Origin of the sequence: Halalkalicoccus jeotgali B3, assembly GCF_000196895.1 — an archaeon.
Lineage (GTDB): Archaea > Halobacteriota > Halobacteria > Halobacteriales > Halalkalicoccaceae > Halalkalicoccus > Halalkalicoccus jeotgali.
In genome coordinates, this window is record NC_014297.1 from 1,049,647 (window position 1) to 1,065,814 (window position 16,168).

The following is a 16,168-nucleotide window of genomic DNA, read 5'->3' on the forward strand; positions in this document are numbered from 1 at the left end:
TTAACTCATTGCCTCTTTTGTCTCCGCATCTGCATCCGCGGCCTCCGTTGCTGTGTCCGACTGCTCCATCTCCTCGACAAGGGCCGCAGCAGCCTCTTCTATCGAATCATACTCTTTGCCAAGACTCGCCTCATCGGGCGCGGTCGATCCAGGCGATTCATCCGAGAGTTCCGGTTCGGAAGCAGTACCGAGATCTTCGTCGACGTTGTCTTCCGGGACGTCTTCAATGGTGCCAGCAGACCGCTGTAGATCGGAGATGATCTGCTGATCGAGTTCGTCATCGGCCAACTGGTCGGGCGAACGCATGTCGCCCTGCGTTTCCGTATATTCGCGAGACATCGTGACCAGCGGGAGTGAACGGTCGTCCCGTTCTTCAGTTACGACGCGCTCGCCGGTCCACGACTCCTCGAGGACGCTAATCAAGTCGTCCATTGAGAGTTGGTCCGCATCGCAACCAGTGATGCCCGCGAGATTTTTCTTGAGAGAGTTCCGTCGACCATTCATGACCTGCTCTTGTCGATAGCGAATCTCTGGGACAGTGAGATCCCTCGAGGCCAGCAATGAAGCGATTGTGGAGCCGACCAGAGGAAACTCGTCCAGACGGCCGAGGACCCGGTGGCCCTGCATTTGGACCTCCTCCATCGTGACCGGAGCAAGCATCTGGAAGCCGCGAATGCTGGCGTTCTTCGACTCCATCTGATTTGAGAGGTTGTCCTTGTACATCGAAACGTTCTGCTGGAGATTCGGGTTACTCCGGACATCCGTGTCCCCCAGTCGATCGCCGAATTTTCGCTTAACACCCTCAGTATCGATTTTAACCGAGCCGTTTCGGAGTTCTCCCGAGTGGCTGAGGGAATTGACGATGTCCCCGAGCTCGTCGGCGGCAGTCTCCCAGTCGGCCTGTGTGGCAAGCGAGAGTTCGGCAGGATCAATACTCACACCACCAACCAGAGCGCCATCGAATCGCCACACAGCATCGGATTGTGGTGCAAACCCATCGACACGGGTGAGATCCTCCAAGGCACGACGATCGCCGTTAGTCGAGATACTGTCCTTCGTGATCCGTCCCGAGTCGCCCCTGTGTGCCGACCGGTAATCAGACCCGAATTTGAACCCCTTCTTGCACTTCAACCATTTGTAGAAGGACATCCCCGGTGGCGATACGTAGATGCCGACGACGACGGTTCCGATGAGGAGTGTCGACATACCGAGGGCGAGGAGTGCCCAGTTGCGGCCGTCGGGGACGACGTTGCCGACGATGAGGAACGTCATCAGCGACCCGAACAAAAGAAGGATGTCCGAGAACGCGATGTCTGTATCGGTAAAGTCCATTACCCCCATCGTCCCGAGCGAGTCGAGATTCCGACGGGTGGCGTTCTTCTTCCCGTGGAGCGATTCAACCAAATCTTCGATTTGTGTTTGTTCCGAGTTGCTTGCCATATTAGATCCCTCGTGCGTTATCAACAGTCGACCGACTCTCTGCATTCTGTTCAGCTTCCGAAAGGCCGAGGCCATGATTATCTGACTCTGCGACTTCCGAGACATCGTAGAACTGCTGGTCGTTCTCTCCACGAACGAACAAGTCGCGTTCGCCGTAGGCATCGTCCACTCGCTTGAACGTCTCTCCAGTAACCATCTCCGACGATCGGGGGACATTGAGCATCTTCTGGAACTCGATGTCGGTTCCCGGACCGCTGCCGGTGAAGTACCCTGCACGATACTTCTGGTCGCCGGGCAGATCGTCCGGAGAAGTGACCGTCGTAATCGACGGATCATCCACAGAGACACGTCCCTCGGGAGAGTCCCGCACAGTAGCACCAGACGAGGTCCCCGACGAGGAGTGGCTTGCACTCGCGCTAGCGGACGGCCCTGACGACGGGCTAGGTCCAGATCCACCAGGAAGAGCTGTCCCCGACGGATTCGTTCCAGTAGATGCTCCCGCAGACGTGGGTGCGCTTGCGCCCGTGTCAGCGGATGCGAGGTCAGAGCCACCCGTAGAGAGTCCCGACGAGGACGAACCAGAACCGAGCGCCCCGCCCGTCCCCGAGCCGCCACTGCCGAGTGCGTGCCCATTGACTGCGTTGCTGATACCGCCAGCAGCTGCCGACGTGCCAGACCCAGCAGCCCCACCAGCGGCGGCACCAGCTCCAGCAGCGCTACCACCGCCGAGTCGGCCAAGCGCACTCGAGATCGCGCCAAGGCCGACCGATCCGGCGATGATGGCACCGGCACCAGCACCGACCCGCTTGAACCAGAACAAGTATATCGACGAGATGAACGCCAAGAGCCAGATCACGATGATTGCGACTGCGCTCACAGGGACAGCGCCCCACTCTGCAGGCCCCGGCAGGAGGTTCTCGATCGCACCGAGAACCGAGTATCCCACTGAGAGGACGACAACCGCGGGTAATGGGAAAAACGCCGCGGAGGGGAATAACTCGAGGACGCCTTCGAACGCTTCGGCGACACCCTTCATGATCCACACCTTCGGCACGCTCATGGCGATCAGTATCGGCATGGCTGGGAAGATGACATAGAGAAACAGCCAGGTCACGAAGAACGTGAATGCCATCGCGAGGGCGAACGCGCCACCGAACGCATAGAATAGGAGGATGCTGATTCCGGCCGCGGCATTGTTCGCAGCGATCGAGGATGTATCGGGAGCAATCGTGCTCGGATCAAGTGGAACGGCGTTCATCGCGAACGACGCTGCAAAGAGGATGATCGTTCCGAGCGCCCACGAAAACGGGATGAGAAGCAGCTTGATCCATGCCTCTTGCTGGGCGATCTTGATCTGCTGGTAGGTCGGCGTCGGCGGCCATACCATCCCCAGGATATACAGAACGAGGGTCATGATGAGCCAGATCGCCGCCCCTGCGACTAAACTGACGCCGTACCAATACTCGTACAGGATAGACATCAGGTCTCCATCGGGTTCGCCACTGACGGCGACCGAGCCATCCTGCATCGGATAGACCGTACTCGACTGGAGTGCCTCGGCCATCGAGACGAGGAGGTCAGTCCCGAACGTGAACCACGGCTCGAAGAAACTGATGAGGAGCCCGACGGGATCGATCGATATCGGGAAGATTCCACTGTCATCATTCTCCTCTGGTCGGTAGGTGTCCGAACCGCCGCCCGTCGCGTTTTCAGACTCGCTTTCTGAATCATTCACAGCATCCCCGCCCTGTGGAGTAGGGTTCGATGGGACCGAGTCGACGCGATCAGAGGCCGAACTATTACCACTCGCGTTTGGGCTCTCGACGCCCGTCGTCTCATTGGATTGGGCCACGACAGGCCCAGCCCCAACCATAACTACAGCCCCGACACTCATCGAGATGAGAAGAACAACCAGCAGGGCAGAGAGTGTCGCGTTGGTCTGTCGGGGACGGGTTATCATAGAAAGGGTCACTGGACGGATTAGAGAATGCCGAGCCCACCAGTAACGCACTCGGCAAATGTGAAGCCGAACACGTCGCCGAAGACCATCTGGATTAAGGTCGGGGCGAGGAGTGCAACGCCGAGTCCCATGAACCCACGCTTGGCCCAGTTGATGTCGCCCTCGAGCTTACCCGGTGTTTTGTGTATCGCGTAGGACATGCCGGCAACGATCAAGACGCCAAGGCAGACGACGAAGCCGATACGTTGGAGCATCGGAAGGCCATTGGCTGCTGCCTGCTGTGTGATCGTGGAACAACCTTCGCCACCAACATCCTGTGACTGAGCCAAGACAGTCCCGACGGAGAACATGTACGCAGTGATCCCGATTAAGGCGTAGATCGCCATGTCGGCCGCCATGGAGCGTGTCTCGTGAAGGGCATACTTCAGCCGACTCGATTCTTCGCGATCAAGTGGGTTCGTTCGTGAGCGTGCGATTCGGCCCGCCAGGCCGGACATCGCAGGTTCGTCGTCATCGGTACAGGACGTATCTGAGTCCATAGTAGTACACTATCCTCATGTGCAATTAAACTTACGTATCGTCCAGTAAATTCGTAAAGTCGTACCGAGCAAGCGAATCGAATGGAGGGAGTGACCAACCAGTACAACTATAATTGATGCCTCTCGAAATTATCACCACTACACTACATGTCATCCCGATTGACCCCTGTCGACAACCAGATTCTTACTGTTCTCAGCCTTGAATGTGCACGCACCCAGGGCTACCTTGCCGACCGGACTGGCCGATCGAGACAACAGATCCACACTCGTCTTCAGATCCTCTCCGAGGGGAGGGCGCTCCGACGCGTTCATTCATCCACAGCCACCTACGAGCTTATTACAGACCCGCGGGGTGGCGCTGACCAGCCCCTCGTGGAGCTGCAACTCATCAATCCTGACGGGGACGATCTCGGGACTGAAGAAGTACAGCTTGATTCTGCGGGCGTTCCGGTCGTACATCGCTACCAGTGGTATGACGAGGACGGCGATGGCGAGCAGCCCGCCGGCGATTGAGGCCGCACCGCACTCCGCTTCCCTGCTCTTCTCACAGCTTCTGGATCGCCCTGTGTCGACACTCGTTGAGGTGTTGATTAACTCTGCTCGAGGAGATGTTGATGGTCTTTATTTGATGAAATGTTGAGATTCTATATGACCCGCTGATCTGTTCTGTTGTGATGTGTTCTGAGTGATGAAGTGTTCACCAGGATCTGCATGATGAGATGATAGTGTCCTGGAGCCCCTGGGGTATCGGGTGAGCTTTATCGTGTTCTGTGTCCAGTACCGCTTTCGCACTGCGCGTCACCCCTGCGGGGTTCCTTACTTCGTCGGAGTTTGAGGCTGTACAGCTATTCTTTTGATGGCTGTAGGGAAGATTAAAGAGAAGAGGAACGTATCATGACACATGGCAATAGCAGTGGACTCCACCGTCGAGATGGATACCACCCTCCATCACAATGCTGTCAACGTCCTCCTCGCGATCTACGATGCGGAAGACGAGACAGCTAACACAAGCCAGATAGGGGCCGTTACGGGGCTCTCAAGTGCCAATATTTCCGGCGGACACGCTCAGACACTTGAACGGGAAGGATTGATTGAACGAGCTGGATCTGTCGAGAGTAGCGCGCCGAGGGATACGAACGTCTATACCGTAACACACCGTGGTCGGAAGGAAGCAAAGCGTCTTTTAAATGAAACCGATGCCGAGGTTCCGATGTCGGATGGGGAGAAGTTGGCCCTGTTGAATCTGCTCAAAGACCATGCCGGTGGCATCGAACAAGCCCCCAGGAGTAGAGGGCAGGATGCGGTAAGCCGAGAAGAGCTCAAGGAACTCCGTCAAGAGGTAGCCGAAGTTAAATCGATGCTGGAGAGTCACGAAGAGCGGCTGAATGACCATGACGATGGTTTCGAAAACGCATGGAATACATTAGAGAAGGTCGTAGATAGAGTAGTGGAAGACTAATCCTCGATCCCAAGCACTTCGCGTACAGTCTTCTCGGAGAAGGCTGCCTCCAAGACGGCAGGGTAGAAGTCTGCGTTCTTCTGTAGCTTCTCGCCGTGCTCACGGCGATACTCGAGGTTAAGTTCTTGGAATTGGAGATCAAGCGTATCTACTTCCTCCTCGGACAGGTACATCGTCAGGGCCGTCTTGTCCTTCGTAGACGGCCTACCAGTAGAGTTTGTAGATGATGTTTTGCTCGTTTTGGATGTTTTGTTTGTTTGTTCTTCAGTAGACGCTTCGTCCGAATTGTTCTGAAAGCGGGCGTTGAGTGAATCCTTTCGGGAGTCCTTTGGGTCATCGCTCATCGGACCACCTCAGCCATTTCGAGGAACACGTCTCCCATATCACACTCCTCCTCATGGTGGAATATGGACGTTCCGTTCGACCAGGCCCGTTTGAGTGCGACGCGTTTTCGGATCTCGTAGACTGGCACGGCCGGCTCGAACGTCTCTCGGAACCACGTCATCATCTCGTCTGACTCGCCGTCGTTCTCGACACGGTTCGCCGCGATCGCGTCGACGGCGATCGTCTCGTCGAAGTTCTCCTCGATAGTATCGACCTGGTCGAACAGTATCTCGACGGCACGGGTCGACGTTGATTCGGCCAGCCCTGGGACGACGATGCTATCGCACGCCAATAGTGCCGAGTCCGTGAGGATCCCCAGCCACGGTGGGCAGTCGATGATAATGTAATCCGGGTCAGCGTCGAGCTGCTCGAGCGCCATGTCGAGGCGTTCTCGATTTCGCATCTCGGTGATGAGCTCCGGTTCGGCGTTGAACATCTCGATGTTCGACGGAGCCAAGCGTAGTTCGTCATGGTCGACCAGAATGTCGTTGATTGTTGACTGGTCCGAGAGGAGTGTGTCGTATAGAGACGGGCCGGAGGCATCGTCATATTCGCCCGTGAATCCGAGTCCCTCAGTTGCGTTCCCCTGGGGGTCGAGGTCGACAAACAGTACGTCCTCGCCAACCTGGTTGAGTGCTCCCGCGAGATTGATCGCGACGGTGGTCTTTCCGACGCCGCCCTTCTGGTTTGTGATGGCTATCTTTTTCGCCATGTCTGTATTGTCTATCCAAAACGTCAAATAAGTACCGTCAGACAAGTCTATCCAAAACATCCAAAACAGACAATACGGAGTAAACTATATCGAGGGTATGGACTCAGACTGCGCGCTGTACGTCATTGAACTCGAACCGAAGAAGGACTCGAATGTGATGTGGTACGTTGGGATCTCGAAGCATCCTGAAAAACGATATAGAGAACACTGTGTAGAGTACGGGTCGAAGTGTACACACCGGAATACCTGCGTCGAGATGCATGTCCTTCTCTGGGGAAAGAGACGGCTGATGAGATCCCTTGAAGATCGTCTTACGCTAGCACTCTGGGATCAGTATGGGCCGGGGACAACACAAGGCGGGAATTACACTGGAGAGAAGCTTGGTGATGGTACTCTCCCAGACGATGTGGATACAAGCCTCCCGCCCCCACTGGCGTCGGCTTTGGAAGAAACAGGTGACGAACGGTTAGCGAAACTCAGTGAGAGGCGTCGAGTCTACATGACCATAGAAGCAGAAGTGCCATTCAGTTCAGTGGAGGAAGCGGGTGAATGGGCCGATCGAGAACTGCCCGAAGGTGCAAAGATCAGACTATCCACGTCCGACTACGAACTTGGTACCTACTATGCTGAAGATTCGAAGGCGGTTGAGAAGATAGAATCTGAGTAGTCATGCGATAGTGTGAAACCTTGTGCAACATCGGCAGGTCGTGAAAGGGGAGTGTTGCACAAGGGATGGCGACGAACGCAGCCCTTACTTGCTCGTCTGATACAGCTTCTGACGAGCGTCGGCCATGTTCGGTCGGACGGTGACAGTCTCCTCGCCGTCGATGAGGCGCTCGAGTGCGTATCGGACTGTCCGCGGGGGGAGGCGGGTGATCTCGCTGATGTCGCCTTGCGTCAGCTCGCCGTGATCGTCCAGAGCGTAATAGACCAGCTTGCACGACGGGGGGCAGTCCTTGATCTCGCGGGGGAGAGTCGTCTCACTCATCGCCACACTCCGCTTCCGGTGGGAGGGGGTCGCTTGTCGCCTCGCCACAGTTCGTGCAGTACCACTTGTCCGCCCCGGGCGTCCGCCCGATCTGGGACCGATTGGGCGTGAGGCAGACCGACTCGCAATACGGACACCGACGCATCTCTTCGTGAGGGGTTGACGAGCGAGCGTAGAGCGCCTCCTGGAGATCGAATCCCTCGGGGACGATATCGGACGAGCCGCTCATCGGTCGATCACACTCCAGTCGATATGGTCTTCGTCATACCCATACCACTCGGCGTGATTCGCCGCAATCTGGCGAGCGATCTCCTCGTCGCGCAGTTTGATATTGTAGTTGTAGCAATCGCAGTCGCCGCGATGGATCACGAGTGATCACCCCCCTGGGCACTCCCGCACCACTTACAGAACGGGACGACGACGGAGATCTCCCGATCGCACGACTGACAGGGACGCTGGTAGCCGTGCATCAGTGCTCACTCCCATCGAACTCGCCGAGTTGAGGGTGCTCATGTTCGTGCTCGTCGAGGTCGCCCTCGTAAAACGCGATCACCTCATCGTAGTCCTCGGGTTGGCGACCCACGATCCGCTCGAAGTCGTTTTTGTGCTTCCGGGCGTGTGCCGGTGCGCCGAGACCTCGGCTCACCTCTTGGCCACAGATCTGGCAGAAGGGCATTATGCAAACCTCCGGTAGTAGCTCGGCGTGCAGCTCGAGCAGACGAACTCGGGACTCCATCCGGCGGTCGAGCCGTCGTGATCAATGTCGGCCGTCCAGAGGGCGTCCATTTCGCCATCGCACGAGAGGCAGTCCATCAGTCATCCGCCTCCTGGACGTCGGCACCACCGTCCGTCATTATCGCGTTCTCGACGTTAAACGTATCTTCGACGCGGCGGCACTCGTTGTGTTCGTCAGACTCCCCGTGCAGTACCTCGGTGAACTCCTTTGAGTAACGAGCAGAGGACGTGAGATTGTAGAGAGTCTCACTCTCCGGCCAGAAGATTACCATCGCGAAGTCCTCGTGCATGTCCCCCCGTTCAATCCAGCCGTAGACCGAGACGGATTGTTCACCGTTCCACTCACCGACGGTGAATCGGTCCCACGAGACGAAACGGCAGGCTCGGAGTTTGCGCGCGATCCATCGCCGGTTTTCGATTCGGTCAGCCCCGTCTGAGGAAGTATCGCTCACGCCGGCTCACCTCCCGGAAGACACCAGTCATCGTGATTGGGGCCGTCACGCCCCGGGTCGACGCAATCCGGTCGACGAGAACAACGTTCTGTCGCTCCTGTATCACCGCGTCCGCGTTCGTGACCGTATTCGATCCCTGACGGGCCAATAGTTATCTGACGGCCACATACCGGACAGCGTTCAGTACCGTCTGAGGAGGTATCGCTCATCGCGAGTCCCCCATGAGATCGGCCAGCAGTTCCTCGTAACCGAGTTCGTCAGTCGTACAGCCACACTCGCCGCGGCCATGGTGTGGGATGTTCGACTTCGAGATCGAGAAGCACATCGCGAGCTCGCGATTCGTCCACTCGCCATACAGCAGGCGGATCGCCGCGCATTCCCGGGGCGAGAGGTCAGTCGACGGGCCCGGCGAGTGGACGTCGATGATCGGGTCGGTGCTCATGCCGCCACCTCCTGGATCGCGACCTGATCGGACTGCCTCCCGAAGCGAACCGTCCTCGTCTCGGGCTCGAGGCCCCGATGGGAGAGGCGCCCGGCCAGATCGATCCAGCGCTCGTAGACAGCGAACTGACCCAGTGCGCCGGCCCAGTCCTCACTGAAGAACGCCGCGCCGACCGGATGCTCGGAATCGTGAGCCGCCTCGCCAGAGATCGCCTCGGCGAGGTCGTAGAGGACGTCGACCGGATCGGCGCCCGTCTCCGTTGCGATCCCCGGGACGATGTCTGAGCCGCGCTCATCGCTCGTCGGGAAGGGGAGCGCAAAGCGAATCCCGGCCTCATCTGAGTCGGCCAGCCCGAGTGCCTCGAGACGCGGGAGGTGGGTGCGGACCGACCGAGACGAGACGTCCGCCCGGCCGGCGAGTTCACTCTGTGTGAGGGGTGATTCAACGGTCAGCAGCGCTTTCGTGAGTTTCTGAACTGTGGGTTGCATGGTTGGAAGGAGTCGGTCTGAGGGGAGCTGGGCGAGTGCCCGGCGCACCTCGTCGAGTCGGATATCTCGAGGGCGGTCCTCGGACTGCAGGGCGTAATCGATCGCCGCCGCGGCGTCGAGTGGCGAGCCGGCGAGAGCGTCGAACAGCGCGATCGACTCGCGAGTCGCTGAGAGGTTCTTCTGCGCGAGCCGATCGCGAGCAGTGAGTGCCATCGCCGGCCGGCCGACGTCGGTCGTGATCGACACGGGAACGTCGAACTCGGGGGCGTCCTCGTGGAGTCGACTATCGGCCCCGTCCGCCCCGCGGCGGATCTCTGCCCGGAGGTCGTCGGCCAGTCGCGAGATAGACGACCCGACGATAACGAACGAGCCGATCATGTCCCCGGACGGGTCATCGGCCGGGATCGACGGCTCCATCGCAGCTGCTCGTTTGTCTTCGTCGGCCTCGAACAGCTGCCGATAGGCAGCGAAGTGACCGTGCCGGCTCGCGATCTGAGCCCCGTGAACGACGTTCTTCGCGAGGTCGGCCCGGTCGTCGGCATCGAACCGGCGCGTGAACTCGGGGACGCGAACCTCCCGGACGAGCTCGACGTCGGCGAGATCGCACAGATGGGCGACCGTGCCGATGATCCCGTGAGAGAACCGAGTGATCCGAGAGCGGAACTCCTCGGGAGTACACGAGTAGTCGCCATTATGCCACTGCCGAGTCATGTCGAGAAGCTCATCTTCAGCGGCCATCAGCGCCTCCGCGTACCGCTCGGCAGTCGTATCTCGATCCGACAGCCAGCCGAGACAACGAGCATCCCGAAGGATCCGCGGGTCGTCCGTTGCGAGCCCACCGAGATCGCCGACGTCACCGTCGAGGCGATCGGGAGTGAGAACATCCCGGAACACACGGCGGTCGGTTAACGCTCGTGCAACACACACCGTGTACTGCATAGGGTTGCGGTACTCAGCGCCGGCCACCAGTCGGTCGTCGCCATCGTAGCTCAGGTACGGCTGGCGTAGCTCGTCACTCGGTTCAACTGGGTGGTCAACCAAGCTCACAGCGCCTTCGGTGGCACTTGCAGCAACCGCGGCCCCTCGCCACCGGGGCATATACTCCACAGTCACGGCGGCGCCGTGGCGGCGGCGGTCGGCCGGGCCGGTCGCGGCGGTGGTGGGGGTGTCCTCCCCTCCCCCATCTCGCTGCGTGCTTACACGGCAATAGATGGAGGACTTTCCGGAGTCGCTAACGCAACTATCGAGTGTTGCCTGCCGACCGATTTCAGCGTCGAGACGGTCCACAAACGCCGATCCTGCTTTGAGGAGTTCGACGTGCGGTCCATCGGCAGTCTCGAACGTCGCGACGAGATCGAGGTCGCTGAGTCGACCAACGCACTGTCGTATTCGCGAGGACGAAACGCCGGCACTACTCTCGATCGCGTGCTTCGGGAGGGTTTCGCTGGCCTCCCCGCTGAGTTGCCGGAGGATCGCCACCTCTCGCGAGTCGTGACTGAGTTCCAGGCCGGCCTGTTCGACTGTCGCATCGGTGGACTGCCCAGGACGGCCTGTACTGCAGATCTCGCTAACGCCGGGCAGGTCCTGGCGGTGCTTCCTCGCGAGCTTCCGACGGACGCCCATGGTCGTCACGACGCGGACGTCACACCCTCGTGCGAGTGCGGCAATGATCGACAGGACGCCCCGGCGCTGATCGGCAACCCGGTCGAAGAACTCCCGATCGAGTCGAACGGCGACGGTCGGCGTTCGACCACTCCCGGCGAGCAACTCGAGCGCATGCCCGATCTCCTCGGTCGGGGATGTCCCCTGGCCGAGCGTCTGGAGGTCGTCGACGAGTTGCCAGAGCGCGACCCGGTCGCCCTTCCCGATCCGGACTGCGAGCTCGGGATACGTATCGGGGAGATCGCGACCGACTAACTCCTCGCGATACTCGTTGGGTGACTTTCCGGTTGCGCTAACGCGGACCGACTCGATGATCGCCTCGATGAACGATCCCGTCTCGGTGAGTTCCGACCAGAGGTCGGTCGGCGAGCGATCGCCCACCTCCACGTCGACGATGGCAGACAGGGGGGCCTGATCGGTGAACGTCAGCGACCCGTCGCCGGTGATCGGCTCGCCCGCCTCGAACTCCTGGAGTTGCTCCTCGACCTTCGCCTCGTAGCGTCGATCACAGTCCTCGAACGCCCCCTCGTACAGCGAGGCGTAGAGGCTGTCCCACTCGTCGAGTGCACCCTCCGTCTCGCCGCTGGTCGAGTGGCGCTCGTTGAACGCTTCGAGACGCTGCTCTGCGATCTCGGCGTAGGGGTCCTCGAGGCCGAGTTCTTCGACGTCGCCCTCGGCTCGGAGGTAGCTGTGCTCGTCGGGGTCGTATTCAATCGAGTTATATGACTTGTTGGCGTCCTCGACGTTGGCCTTTCCACGCACCTCTCGAGCTTCTTCGGCTGTTTGGGTGGACTGAAGTACCCGAAGCGCACTCGTTTTGTGAACAGAACCACACGACCGACACTCAACTCGGTCTTTGAAACGAATATCCTCAACTATCCAATAGCTATTACAATGAGTACAGCCAACAACCGAGAAGGGCGCACTGTCGCCCCTCATTTGTCATCCTCCTGCGAAGCAACGATTTGCTTCCTCTCGCACCAAAAGTGTACTTCGATCTGGGAAAAGCGACACCAGTCATTTCGAGTGCTACTCTTCGCCTCTTCAATGGTTTCGCGCGTCTGGTGAACCGAATCTATTTGATATGCAAACTGTTCACCTGATTCAACATCGACCAGTCGGTATAGGAGAACGTATACGAATTCCCCCTTGATTTCTGATGCTCGGCGAAAACCGCGGGGATACTTATCGTCACGACTTGCCGTCATGCTGCCCCCTCGCCTTCATCGGCAGCTTTCGGTGCGGGGAGATCGACGCCCTCGATCGCCTCGAAGACGAGGATCTGACTCTTGGGGAACCACGCCTCGTCATCCTCTCGACCGAGGAGGATCGCGTCATCCGTCTCTCGGATGATAGATCCGGCGACGACTTCGCCACCTCCAGTCGACGGGTAGTCCTTCTGCCCGACGAGCCAGTCGGGGGCGTAGGCAACGAGTTCGCGACCGGCGTTGAGCTCGACGACGACCGCGTCGGCCCGCACAACGTTGAGGAACGGATCGCCGATGAGGTCGCCGTAGGAGCTAACCTCGACCGTATCGAGATCACCCATCGAGGTCACCCCGAGCAACCTGACCAGTTGTATAAACCGTATGACGATTTATGGATGCTGGTTGCTGGGGGTGACAGAAGTCAGCGTGAGAGGCCGTGTAAGCCTCCGTGATCTGGCCCAGATTCTCTGCGTCTGATGCAGAGCATGCGCCAGATGTTCGGCGGACGGTAGCTCCGTTTTCGCGGATATAGCTCCCGAAGGACGCCGTATTCTACCGTTTTTGAGCCAGCGGCCGCGATACATCCATTCTGGCTGGATGGCGGCCGTAGTAGGTCAATAACGGTGCACATGGCCTCGTTCCGGTGGCGTCCTTCTGCGACCGTCTTGGGAGTACGCCGATCGACGATCGGCATTATCTGCTACAAAAGTCGTGATGAAACGCAACGGAGGTATTCAACAGCACGATTCTGACAGCGTCTCTACCACTCACTGATGCGTATCCGAGGTTCACCCGTGACAGTTGGGGTTGTGGCTGGCGGCTGCGTCGGCGCCGTTGTGGCAACCGGCTACATCGACGCCGGCCGGGTTGTGCGCAGCGACTTCACCGGCAGCGCCGACGAGCAGCATCAGCGCGACGATCGCCAAGAGGATGGCGATTCGGTGATAGCGGATCGTGAATCGAAGGGCCGTATCTTTCATGAGTGCGACGACTTACCACACCTATCGCGGGACAATGGTCGTTCCGATCTATTCATCGGCTCGACGTTATTTCGGACGAAAGGACGAGAAGCGAGAGTCGTGGACGACCCGTCGTTTGCTCATGGACAGATGGCCGGAAATTCGTTCGGATAGACGGTTCGACGTGCTCTATATCACGAAGCGTCTACCGATCGAGGGGCTAAACTACCTCCCGACCGAGAGGCGACCATGAGCGGGCGCTATCGATTGACGAGCGTCGAGACGGTCGAAAACGAGGGTACGTGGTTGTTCACGGTTCGTGACGAGCGCGACGAGGACGTGGAGGTCCTGCTCGTGCCCTGTGAGGACGACGAGGGTGGAGCGGTCGAGGCGTGGGTCAACAGCTGTACCCACGAGGCTCAACCCCTCTACCGTGAGGGCGTCGGTGCGGCGGTCCGCGAGGGGGCAGTCGTCTGCCCGAAACACGGGTCGATGTTCGACACCTGTTCGGGCTACTGCGACAACGGCCCCGCCGCGGAGACGACCCTGCCCTCCGTCGAGATAAGCGTCGAGGACGGCCAGGTCTACCTGACCGACGGGGACGTCAGGTTCCTGCGTGCGGGCCCCAGCGAGGACGACGATGACGACGACGGGCCGAGTTCGACCTCCCACCTGCGACTGTAGATCGAAACGGGTCAGTCGACCTGCGAACTCGACGCGCGGTTCAGGTATCCGACGGCGATCGCGCCCAACAGGAGATCGAGTGCCACCAAGAGTCCGAGCGCCGGCACGAGTGTGTTCCAGATCCCGCCGAACGCCGTCACGTCGAGGACGGCAAGGACGTCCCGACCGAGTACGAGCGCTCGCACCGCATCGACGCCGTAGGTGATCGGGTTGACCGTCGCGACCGCCTGCACCCAGCCGGGCAGCACCTCGACGGGGAGGAAGGCGCTCGAAACGAACAACAGCGGGAACTGAAGCAGGTTCGCGCCGATGATGGTCGCCTCCTGATCGCGGGTCACGAGCGCGACGACGTTCGAGAAGGCGGTAAACCAGATCGCGAACACGACGGTGACCCCGAGGATCCCGAGGACGCCGAGCAGGCCGGTCTCGACGTAGGTTCCGACCTCGCCGCCGGTATCGATCCACAGGAGCACGTAACCGAGTACAAGGATAATAACGGTCTGGACGACGATCCGGACGACCTCCGAGAGGGCTTTCCCGAGGAACATCGCGCCGCGGCTGATCGGCGAAACGAGCACTTTCTCGAACATTCCGCTTTCCATGTCGTCGACTAGTCCGATGCCCGATCCGGCGGCCGCGACCAGTGCCGACTGGATCACGATCGCGGGGACGAGGTACGTGATGTAATTGACTTCCGCACCGAGCGCGCCGGCCAGCGCCCCGCCGGTCACCTGACCGAACACCTCGGTGAACAACACGAGGAACACGATCGGCTGGACCAGCGAGGAGACGACTACGAACGGGTTGCGCGTCGTCTTTATCAGCCAGCGCTTGAGAACGATCCAGACGTCGATCGCAAAGGCGTTTCCGCTCCGTTGCTCGACTACGCCGTCGGGAGTACTCACCGGCCCACCTCCGTCTCGACGGGCTCGCCGGGGCCGCCCGACTCCGTTCGGTCGCGCTCGTCGTTCGCCCGCTCGCCGGTGATCGCGAGGAACACGTCGTCGAGCGTCGGCGATCTGACGTCGAAGCCGGTCACAGTGAGCCCCGCATCGCGGAGCGCGACCAGCAGATCCGTTCCCGATCGGCGCGCGCGCTTCGAGGTGACACTGATTCCCTCGTCGGTGGGTTCGACGGTGCCGTCCTCGAAGAGCCCGGACCGCTCTGCGACCCGGCGAGCGCGAGTGCGGTCGTCCTCGCTCGCGTCCGCGAGCGTGATGTCGAGGACGTCGCCGCCGACCTGCGATTTGAGCGCCTCGGGCGAATCGGTGGCGACGATCCGCCCGTCTTGGATCACCGAGAGGCGATCGCAGAGCTGGTCGGCCTCCTCGAGGTACTGGGTCGTGAGAAACACCGTCGTCCCCTGGCGGTTGATCTCCCTGAAGTATTCCCAGAGGTCGATCCGGGCCTTCGGATCGAGCCCGGTCGTCGGCTCGTCGAGAAAGACGAGCGGGGGGCGGTGGACGAGAGCGGTCGCGACGTCGAGGCGCTTTCGCATCCCGCCGGAGAACCCGTCGGCGCGCTTCTCGGCGACGTCCGCCAGATCGACCAGATCGAGCAGTTCGTCGATCCGATCGGCACGCTCGCCTCGGGGAACGCCGTAGGCCTCACAGGCGAAACTGACGTTCTCGCGGGCGGTGAGTTCCTTATCGATGCTCGTCTCTTGGGCCATGTACCCGATCGATGCTCGCACCGCTCGTGGCTCCTCGATCACGTCGAACCCGTTTACCGCGACCGTGCCCGCGGTCGGGCGCAACAGGGTGGTGAGCGTCTTGATCGCCGTCGTCTTGCCGGCACCGTTCGGACCCAGGAACCCGAAAAACTCCCCTTCGGGGACCGCGAGATTGATCCCCCGGACGGCCTCGGTCCCGTCCGAATAGGTGAGTTCGACGCTCGTCGCCTCGATCGCGTTCATCGGATCGGTAAAGCGGACGAACGCGTATATAGATACTGAACGAATATTCAATCAACGTGAGCCGCGGCCGTCTTCGCCGGCCTCGGGGAGTATCCCGAGTCGCATCTACTGATCGGCGGTGAGGGCAAACAGGGCTAAACG

The 16,168-nt window shown here is 59.9% G+C and carries 19 protein-coding genes and 1 pseudogene; 4 read left to right on the top strand and 16 right to left on the bottom strand.

Going from position 1 to position 16,168, the window contains the following annotated elements; translation table 11 throughout:
* The 3 genes from HACJB3_RS05385 to HACJB3_RS05395 are packed head-to-tail and all read right to left on the bottom strand — an operon-like array spanning window position 1 to window position 3,939.
* A complete protein-coding gene (locus HACJB3_RS05385; RefSeq protein WP_008414662.1) occupies window positions 1-1,440 on the bottom strand; it encodes a hypothetical protein in 1,440 nt (479 codons plus the stop codon).
* Window position 1,441: 1 nt separating this feature from the next.
* Window positions 1,442-3,400, bottom strand: a complete 1,959-nt coding sequence (locus tag HACJB3_RS05390) for a hypothetical protein (RefSeq protein WP_008414663.1) — start codon at window positions 3,398-3,400, stop codon at window positions 1,442-1,444.
* 20 nt (window positions 3,401-3,420) lie between these two features.
* Window positions 3,421-3,939: a hypothetical protein gene (locus tag HACJB3_RS05395; RefSeq protein ID WP_238532837.1), complete on the bottom strand. Its 519-nt coding sequence runs from the start codon at window positions 3,937-3,939 to the stop codon at window positions 3,421-3,423.
* Window positions 3,940-4,311: 372 nt separating this feature from the next.
* Between HACJB3_RS05395 and HACJB3_RS20005 the strand changes: the two genes are divergently transcribed.
* The gene (locus HACJB3_RS20005) at window positions 4,312-4,452 is read left to right on the top strand and encodes a hypothetical protein (protein WP_162147992.1); all 141 of its coding nucleotides are present in this window, start codon (window positions 4,312-4,314) and stop codon (window positions 4,450-4,452) included.
* Between the two features lie 388 nt (window positions 4,453-4,840).
* Window positions 4,841-5,398: a hypothetical protein gene (locus tag HACJB3_RS05405; protein WP_008414668.1), complete on the top strand. Its 558-nt coding sequence runs from the start codon at window positions 4,841-4,843 to the stop codon at window positions 5,396-5,398.
* On the opposite strand, the gene HACJB3_RS20630 is transcribed toward HACJB3_RS05405, so the two are convergent.
* Window positions 5,395-5,742 carry a hypothetical protein gene (locus HACJB3_RS20630; protein ID WP_238532838.1) on the bottom strand — a complete coding sequence of 116 codons (348 nt, stop codon included), beginning with the start codon at window positions 5,740-5,742 and terminating at the stop codon, window positions 5,395-5,397. The genes HACJB3_RS05405 and HACJB3_RS20630 overlap by 4 nt on opposite strands.
* Window positions 5,739-6,494 (bottom strand): ParA family protein, encoded by a 756-nt coding sequence (locus HACJB3_RS05415; protein WP_008414671.1) that lies wholly within the window; start codon window positions 6,492-6,494, stop codon window positions 5,739-5,741. Before HACJB3_RS05415 ends, HACJB3_RS20630 begins: the two co-directional genes overlap by 4 nt.
* 97 nt (window positions 6,495-6,591) lie before the next feature.
* Between HACJB3_RS05415 and HACJB3_RS05420 the strand changes: the two genes are divergently transcribed.
* Window positions 6,592-7,161, top strand: a complete 570-nt coding sequence (locus tag HACJB3_RS05420) for a GIY-YIG nuclease family protein (protein ID WP_008414673.1) — start codon at window positions 6,592-6,594, stop codon at window positions 7,159-7,161.
* 84 nt (window positions 7,162-7,245) lie between these two features.
* On the opposite strand, the gene HACJB3_RS05425 is transcribed toward HACJB3_RS05420, so the two are convergent.
* From HACJB3_RS05425 to HACJB3_RS05465, 9 genes and pseudogenes are all read right to left on the bottom strand, one after another.
* Window positions 7,246-7,482: a MarR family transcriptional regulator gene (locus HACJB3_RS05425; protein ID WP_008414674.1), complete on the bottom strand. Its 237-nt coding sequence runs from the start codon at window positions 7,480-7,482 to the stop codon at window positions 7,246-7,248.
* Entirely contained in the window at window positions 7,475-7,711 is a 237-nt protein-coding gene (locus tag HACJB3_RS05430; RefSeq protein ID WP_008414675.1) for a hypothetical protein, read from the bottom strand. Before HACJB3_RS05430 ends, HACJB3_RS05425 begins: the two co-directional genes overlap by 8 nt.
* 240 nt (window positions 7,712-7,951) lie before the next feature.
* Window positions 7,952-8,158 carry a hypothetical protein gene (locus HACJB3_RS05435; RefSeq protein ID WP_008414676.1) on the bottom strand — a complete coding sequence of 69 codons (207 nt, stop codon included), beginning with the start codon at window positions 8,156-8,158 and terminating at the stop codon, window positions 7,952-7,954.
* A 136-nt stretch (window positions 8,159-8,294) separates the two neighbouring features.
* Window positions 8,295-8,507, bottom strand: a complete 213-nt coding sequence (locus tag HACJB3_RS20635) for a hypothetical protein (protein WP_238532839.1) — start codon at window positions 8,505-8,507, stop codon at window positions 8,295-8,297.
* A 367-nt stretch (window positions 8,508-8,874) separates the two neighbouring features.
* Window positions 8,875-9,111, bottom strand: coding sequence for a hypothetical protein (locus HACJB3_RS05445; RefSeq protein WP_008414679.1), 237 nt, complete (start codon window positions 9,109-9,111; stop codon window positions 8,875-8,877).
* Window positions 9,108-12,023, bottom strand: coding sequence for a hypothetical protein (locus HACJB3_RS05450; RefSeq protein WP_008414681.1), 2,916 nt, complete (start codon window positions 12,021-12,023; stop codon window positions 9,108-9,110). The genes HACJB3_RS05445 and HACJB3_RS05450 overlap by 4 nt, the downstream gene beginning before the upstream one ends.
* 51 nt (window positions 12,024-12,074) lie before the next feature.
* Window positions 12,075-12,200: pseudogene (locus tag HACJB3_RS21305) on the bottom strand (DUF5817 domain-containing protein); the annotation flags it as partial.
* A 265-nt stretch (window positions 12,201-12,465) separates the two neighbouring features.
* Window positions 12,466-12,810, bottom strand: a complete 345-nt coding sequence (locus HACJB3_RS05460; protein WP_008414683.1) for a hypothetical protein — start codon at window positions 12,808-12,810, stop codon at window positions 12,466-12,468.
* A 447-nt stretch (window positions 12,811-13,257) separates the two neighbouring features.
* Window positions 13,258-13,449 (bottom strand): hypothetical protein, encoded by a 192-nt coding sequence (locus HACJB3_RS05465; protein ID WP_008414685.1) that lies wholly within the window; start codon window positions 13,447-13,449, stop codon window positions 13,258-13,260.
* 228 nt (window positions 13,450-13,677) lie between these two features.
* Between HACJB3_RS05465 and HACJB3_RS05475 the strand changes: the two genes are divergently transcribed.
* Complete coding sequence (locus HACJB3_RS05475) at window positions 13,678-14,112, top strand: Rieske (2Fe-2S) protein (protein WP_008414686.1); 435 nt, start codon at window positions 13,678-13,680, stop codon at window positions 14,110-14,112.
* An 11-nt stretch (window positions 14,113-14,123) separates the two neighbouring features.
* Here HACJB3_RS05475 and HACJB3_RS05480 read toward each other — a convergent pair whose 3' ends face one another.
* Together HACJB3_RS05480 and HACJB3_RS05485 are read right to left on the bottom strand one after the other, a co-directional pair.
* Window positions 14,124-15,017, bottom strand: coding sequence for an ABC transporter permease (locus tag HACJB3_RS05480; protein WP_008414687.1), 894 nt, complete (start codon window positions 15,015-15,017; stop codon window positions 14,124-14,126).
* Window positions 15,014-16,027 carry an ABC transporter ATP-binding protein gene (locus HACJB3_RS05485; RefSeq protein ID WP_008414688.1) on the bottom strand — a complete coding sequence of 338 codons (1,014 nt, stop codon included), beginning with the start codon at window positions 16,025-16,027 and terminating at the stop codon, window positions 15,014-15,016. The genes HACJB3_RS05480 and HACJB3_RS05485 overlap by 4 nt, the downstream gene beginning before the upstream one ends.
* Window positions 16,028-16,168 lie beyond the last annotated feature (141 nt).

Excerpts from the sequence above, each read along its gene's own strand:
- HACJB3_RS05385 (WP_008414662.1), bottom strand. The coding sequence starts at position 1,440 with ATGGCAAGCAACTCGGAACAAACACAAATCGAAGATTTGGTTGAATCG.
- HACJB3_RS05390 (WP_008414663.1), bottom strand. The coding sequence starts at position 3,400 with ATGATAACCCGTCCCCGACAGACCAACGCGACACTCTCTGCCCTGCTG.
- HACJB3_RS05395 (WP_238532837.1), bottom strand. The coding sequence starts at position 3,939 with ATGGACTCAGATACGTCCTGTACCGATGACGACGAACCTGCGATGTCC.
- HACJB3_RS05405 (WP_008414668.1), top strand. The coding sequence starts at position 4,841 with ATGGCAATAGCAGTGGACTCCACCGTCGAGATGGATACCACCCTCCAT.
- HACJB3_RS20630 (WP_238532838.1), bottom strand. The coding sequence starts at position 5,742 with ATGAGCGATGACCCAAAGGACTCCCGAAAGGATTCACTCAACGCCCGC.
- HACJB3_RS05415 (WP_008414671.1), bottom strand. The coding sequence starts at position 6,494 with ATGGCGAAAAAGATAGCCATCACAAACCAGAAGGGCGGCGTCGGAAAG.
- HACJB3_RS05420 (WP_008414673.1), top strand. The coding sequence starts at position 6,592 with ATGGACTCAGACTGCGCGCTGTACGTCATTGAACTCGAACCGAAGAAG.
- HACJB3_RS05425 (WP_008414674.1), bottom strand. The coding sequence starts at position 7,482 with ATGAGTGAGACGACTCTCCCCCGCGAGATCAAGGACTGCCCCCCGTCG.
- HACJB3_RS05430 (WP_008414675.1), bottom strand. The coding sequence starts at position 7,711 with ATGAGCGGCTCGTCCGATATCGTCCCCGAGGGATTCGATCTCCAGGAG.
- HACJB3_RS05435 (WP_008414676.1), bottom strand. The coding sequence starts at position 8,158 with ATGCCCTTCTGCCAGATCTGTGGCCAAGAGGTGAGCCGAGGTCTCGGC.
- HACJB3_RS20635 (WP_238532839.1), bottom strand. The coding sequence starts at position 8,507 with ATGCACGAGGACTTCGCGATGGTAATCTTCTGGCCGGAGAGTGAGACT.
- HACJB3_RS05445 (WP_008414679.1), bottom strand. The coding sequence starts at position 9,111 with ATGAGCACCGACCCGATCATCGACGTCCACTCGCCGGGCCCGTCGACT.
- HACJB3_RS05460 (WP_008414683.1), bottom strand. The coding sequence starts at position 12,810 with ATGGGTGATCTCGATACGGTCGAGGTTAGCTCCTACGGCGACCTCATC.
- HACJB3_RS05465 (WP_008414685.1), bottom strand. The coding sequence starts at position 13,449 with ATGAAAGATACGGCCCTTCGATTCACGATCCGCTATCACCGAATCGCC.
- HACJB3_RS05475 (WP_008414686.1), top strand. The coding sequence starts at position 13,678 with ATGAGCGGGCGCTATCGATTGACGAGCGTCGAGACGGTCGAAAACGAG.
- HACJB3_RS05485 (WP_008414688.1), bottom strand. The coding sequence starts at position 16,027 with ATGAACGCGATCGAGGCGACGAGCGTCGAACTCACCTATTCGGACGGG.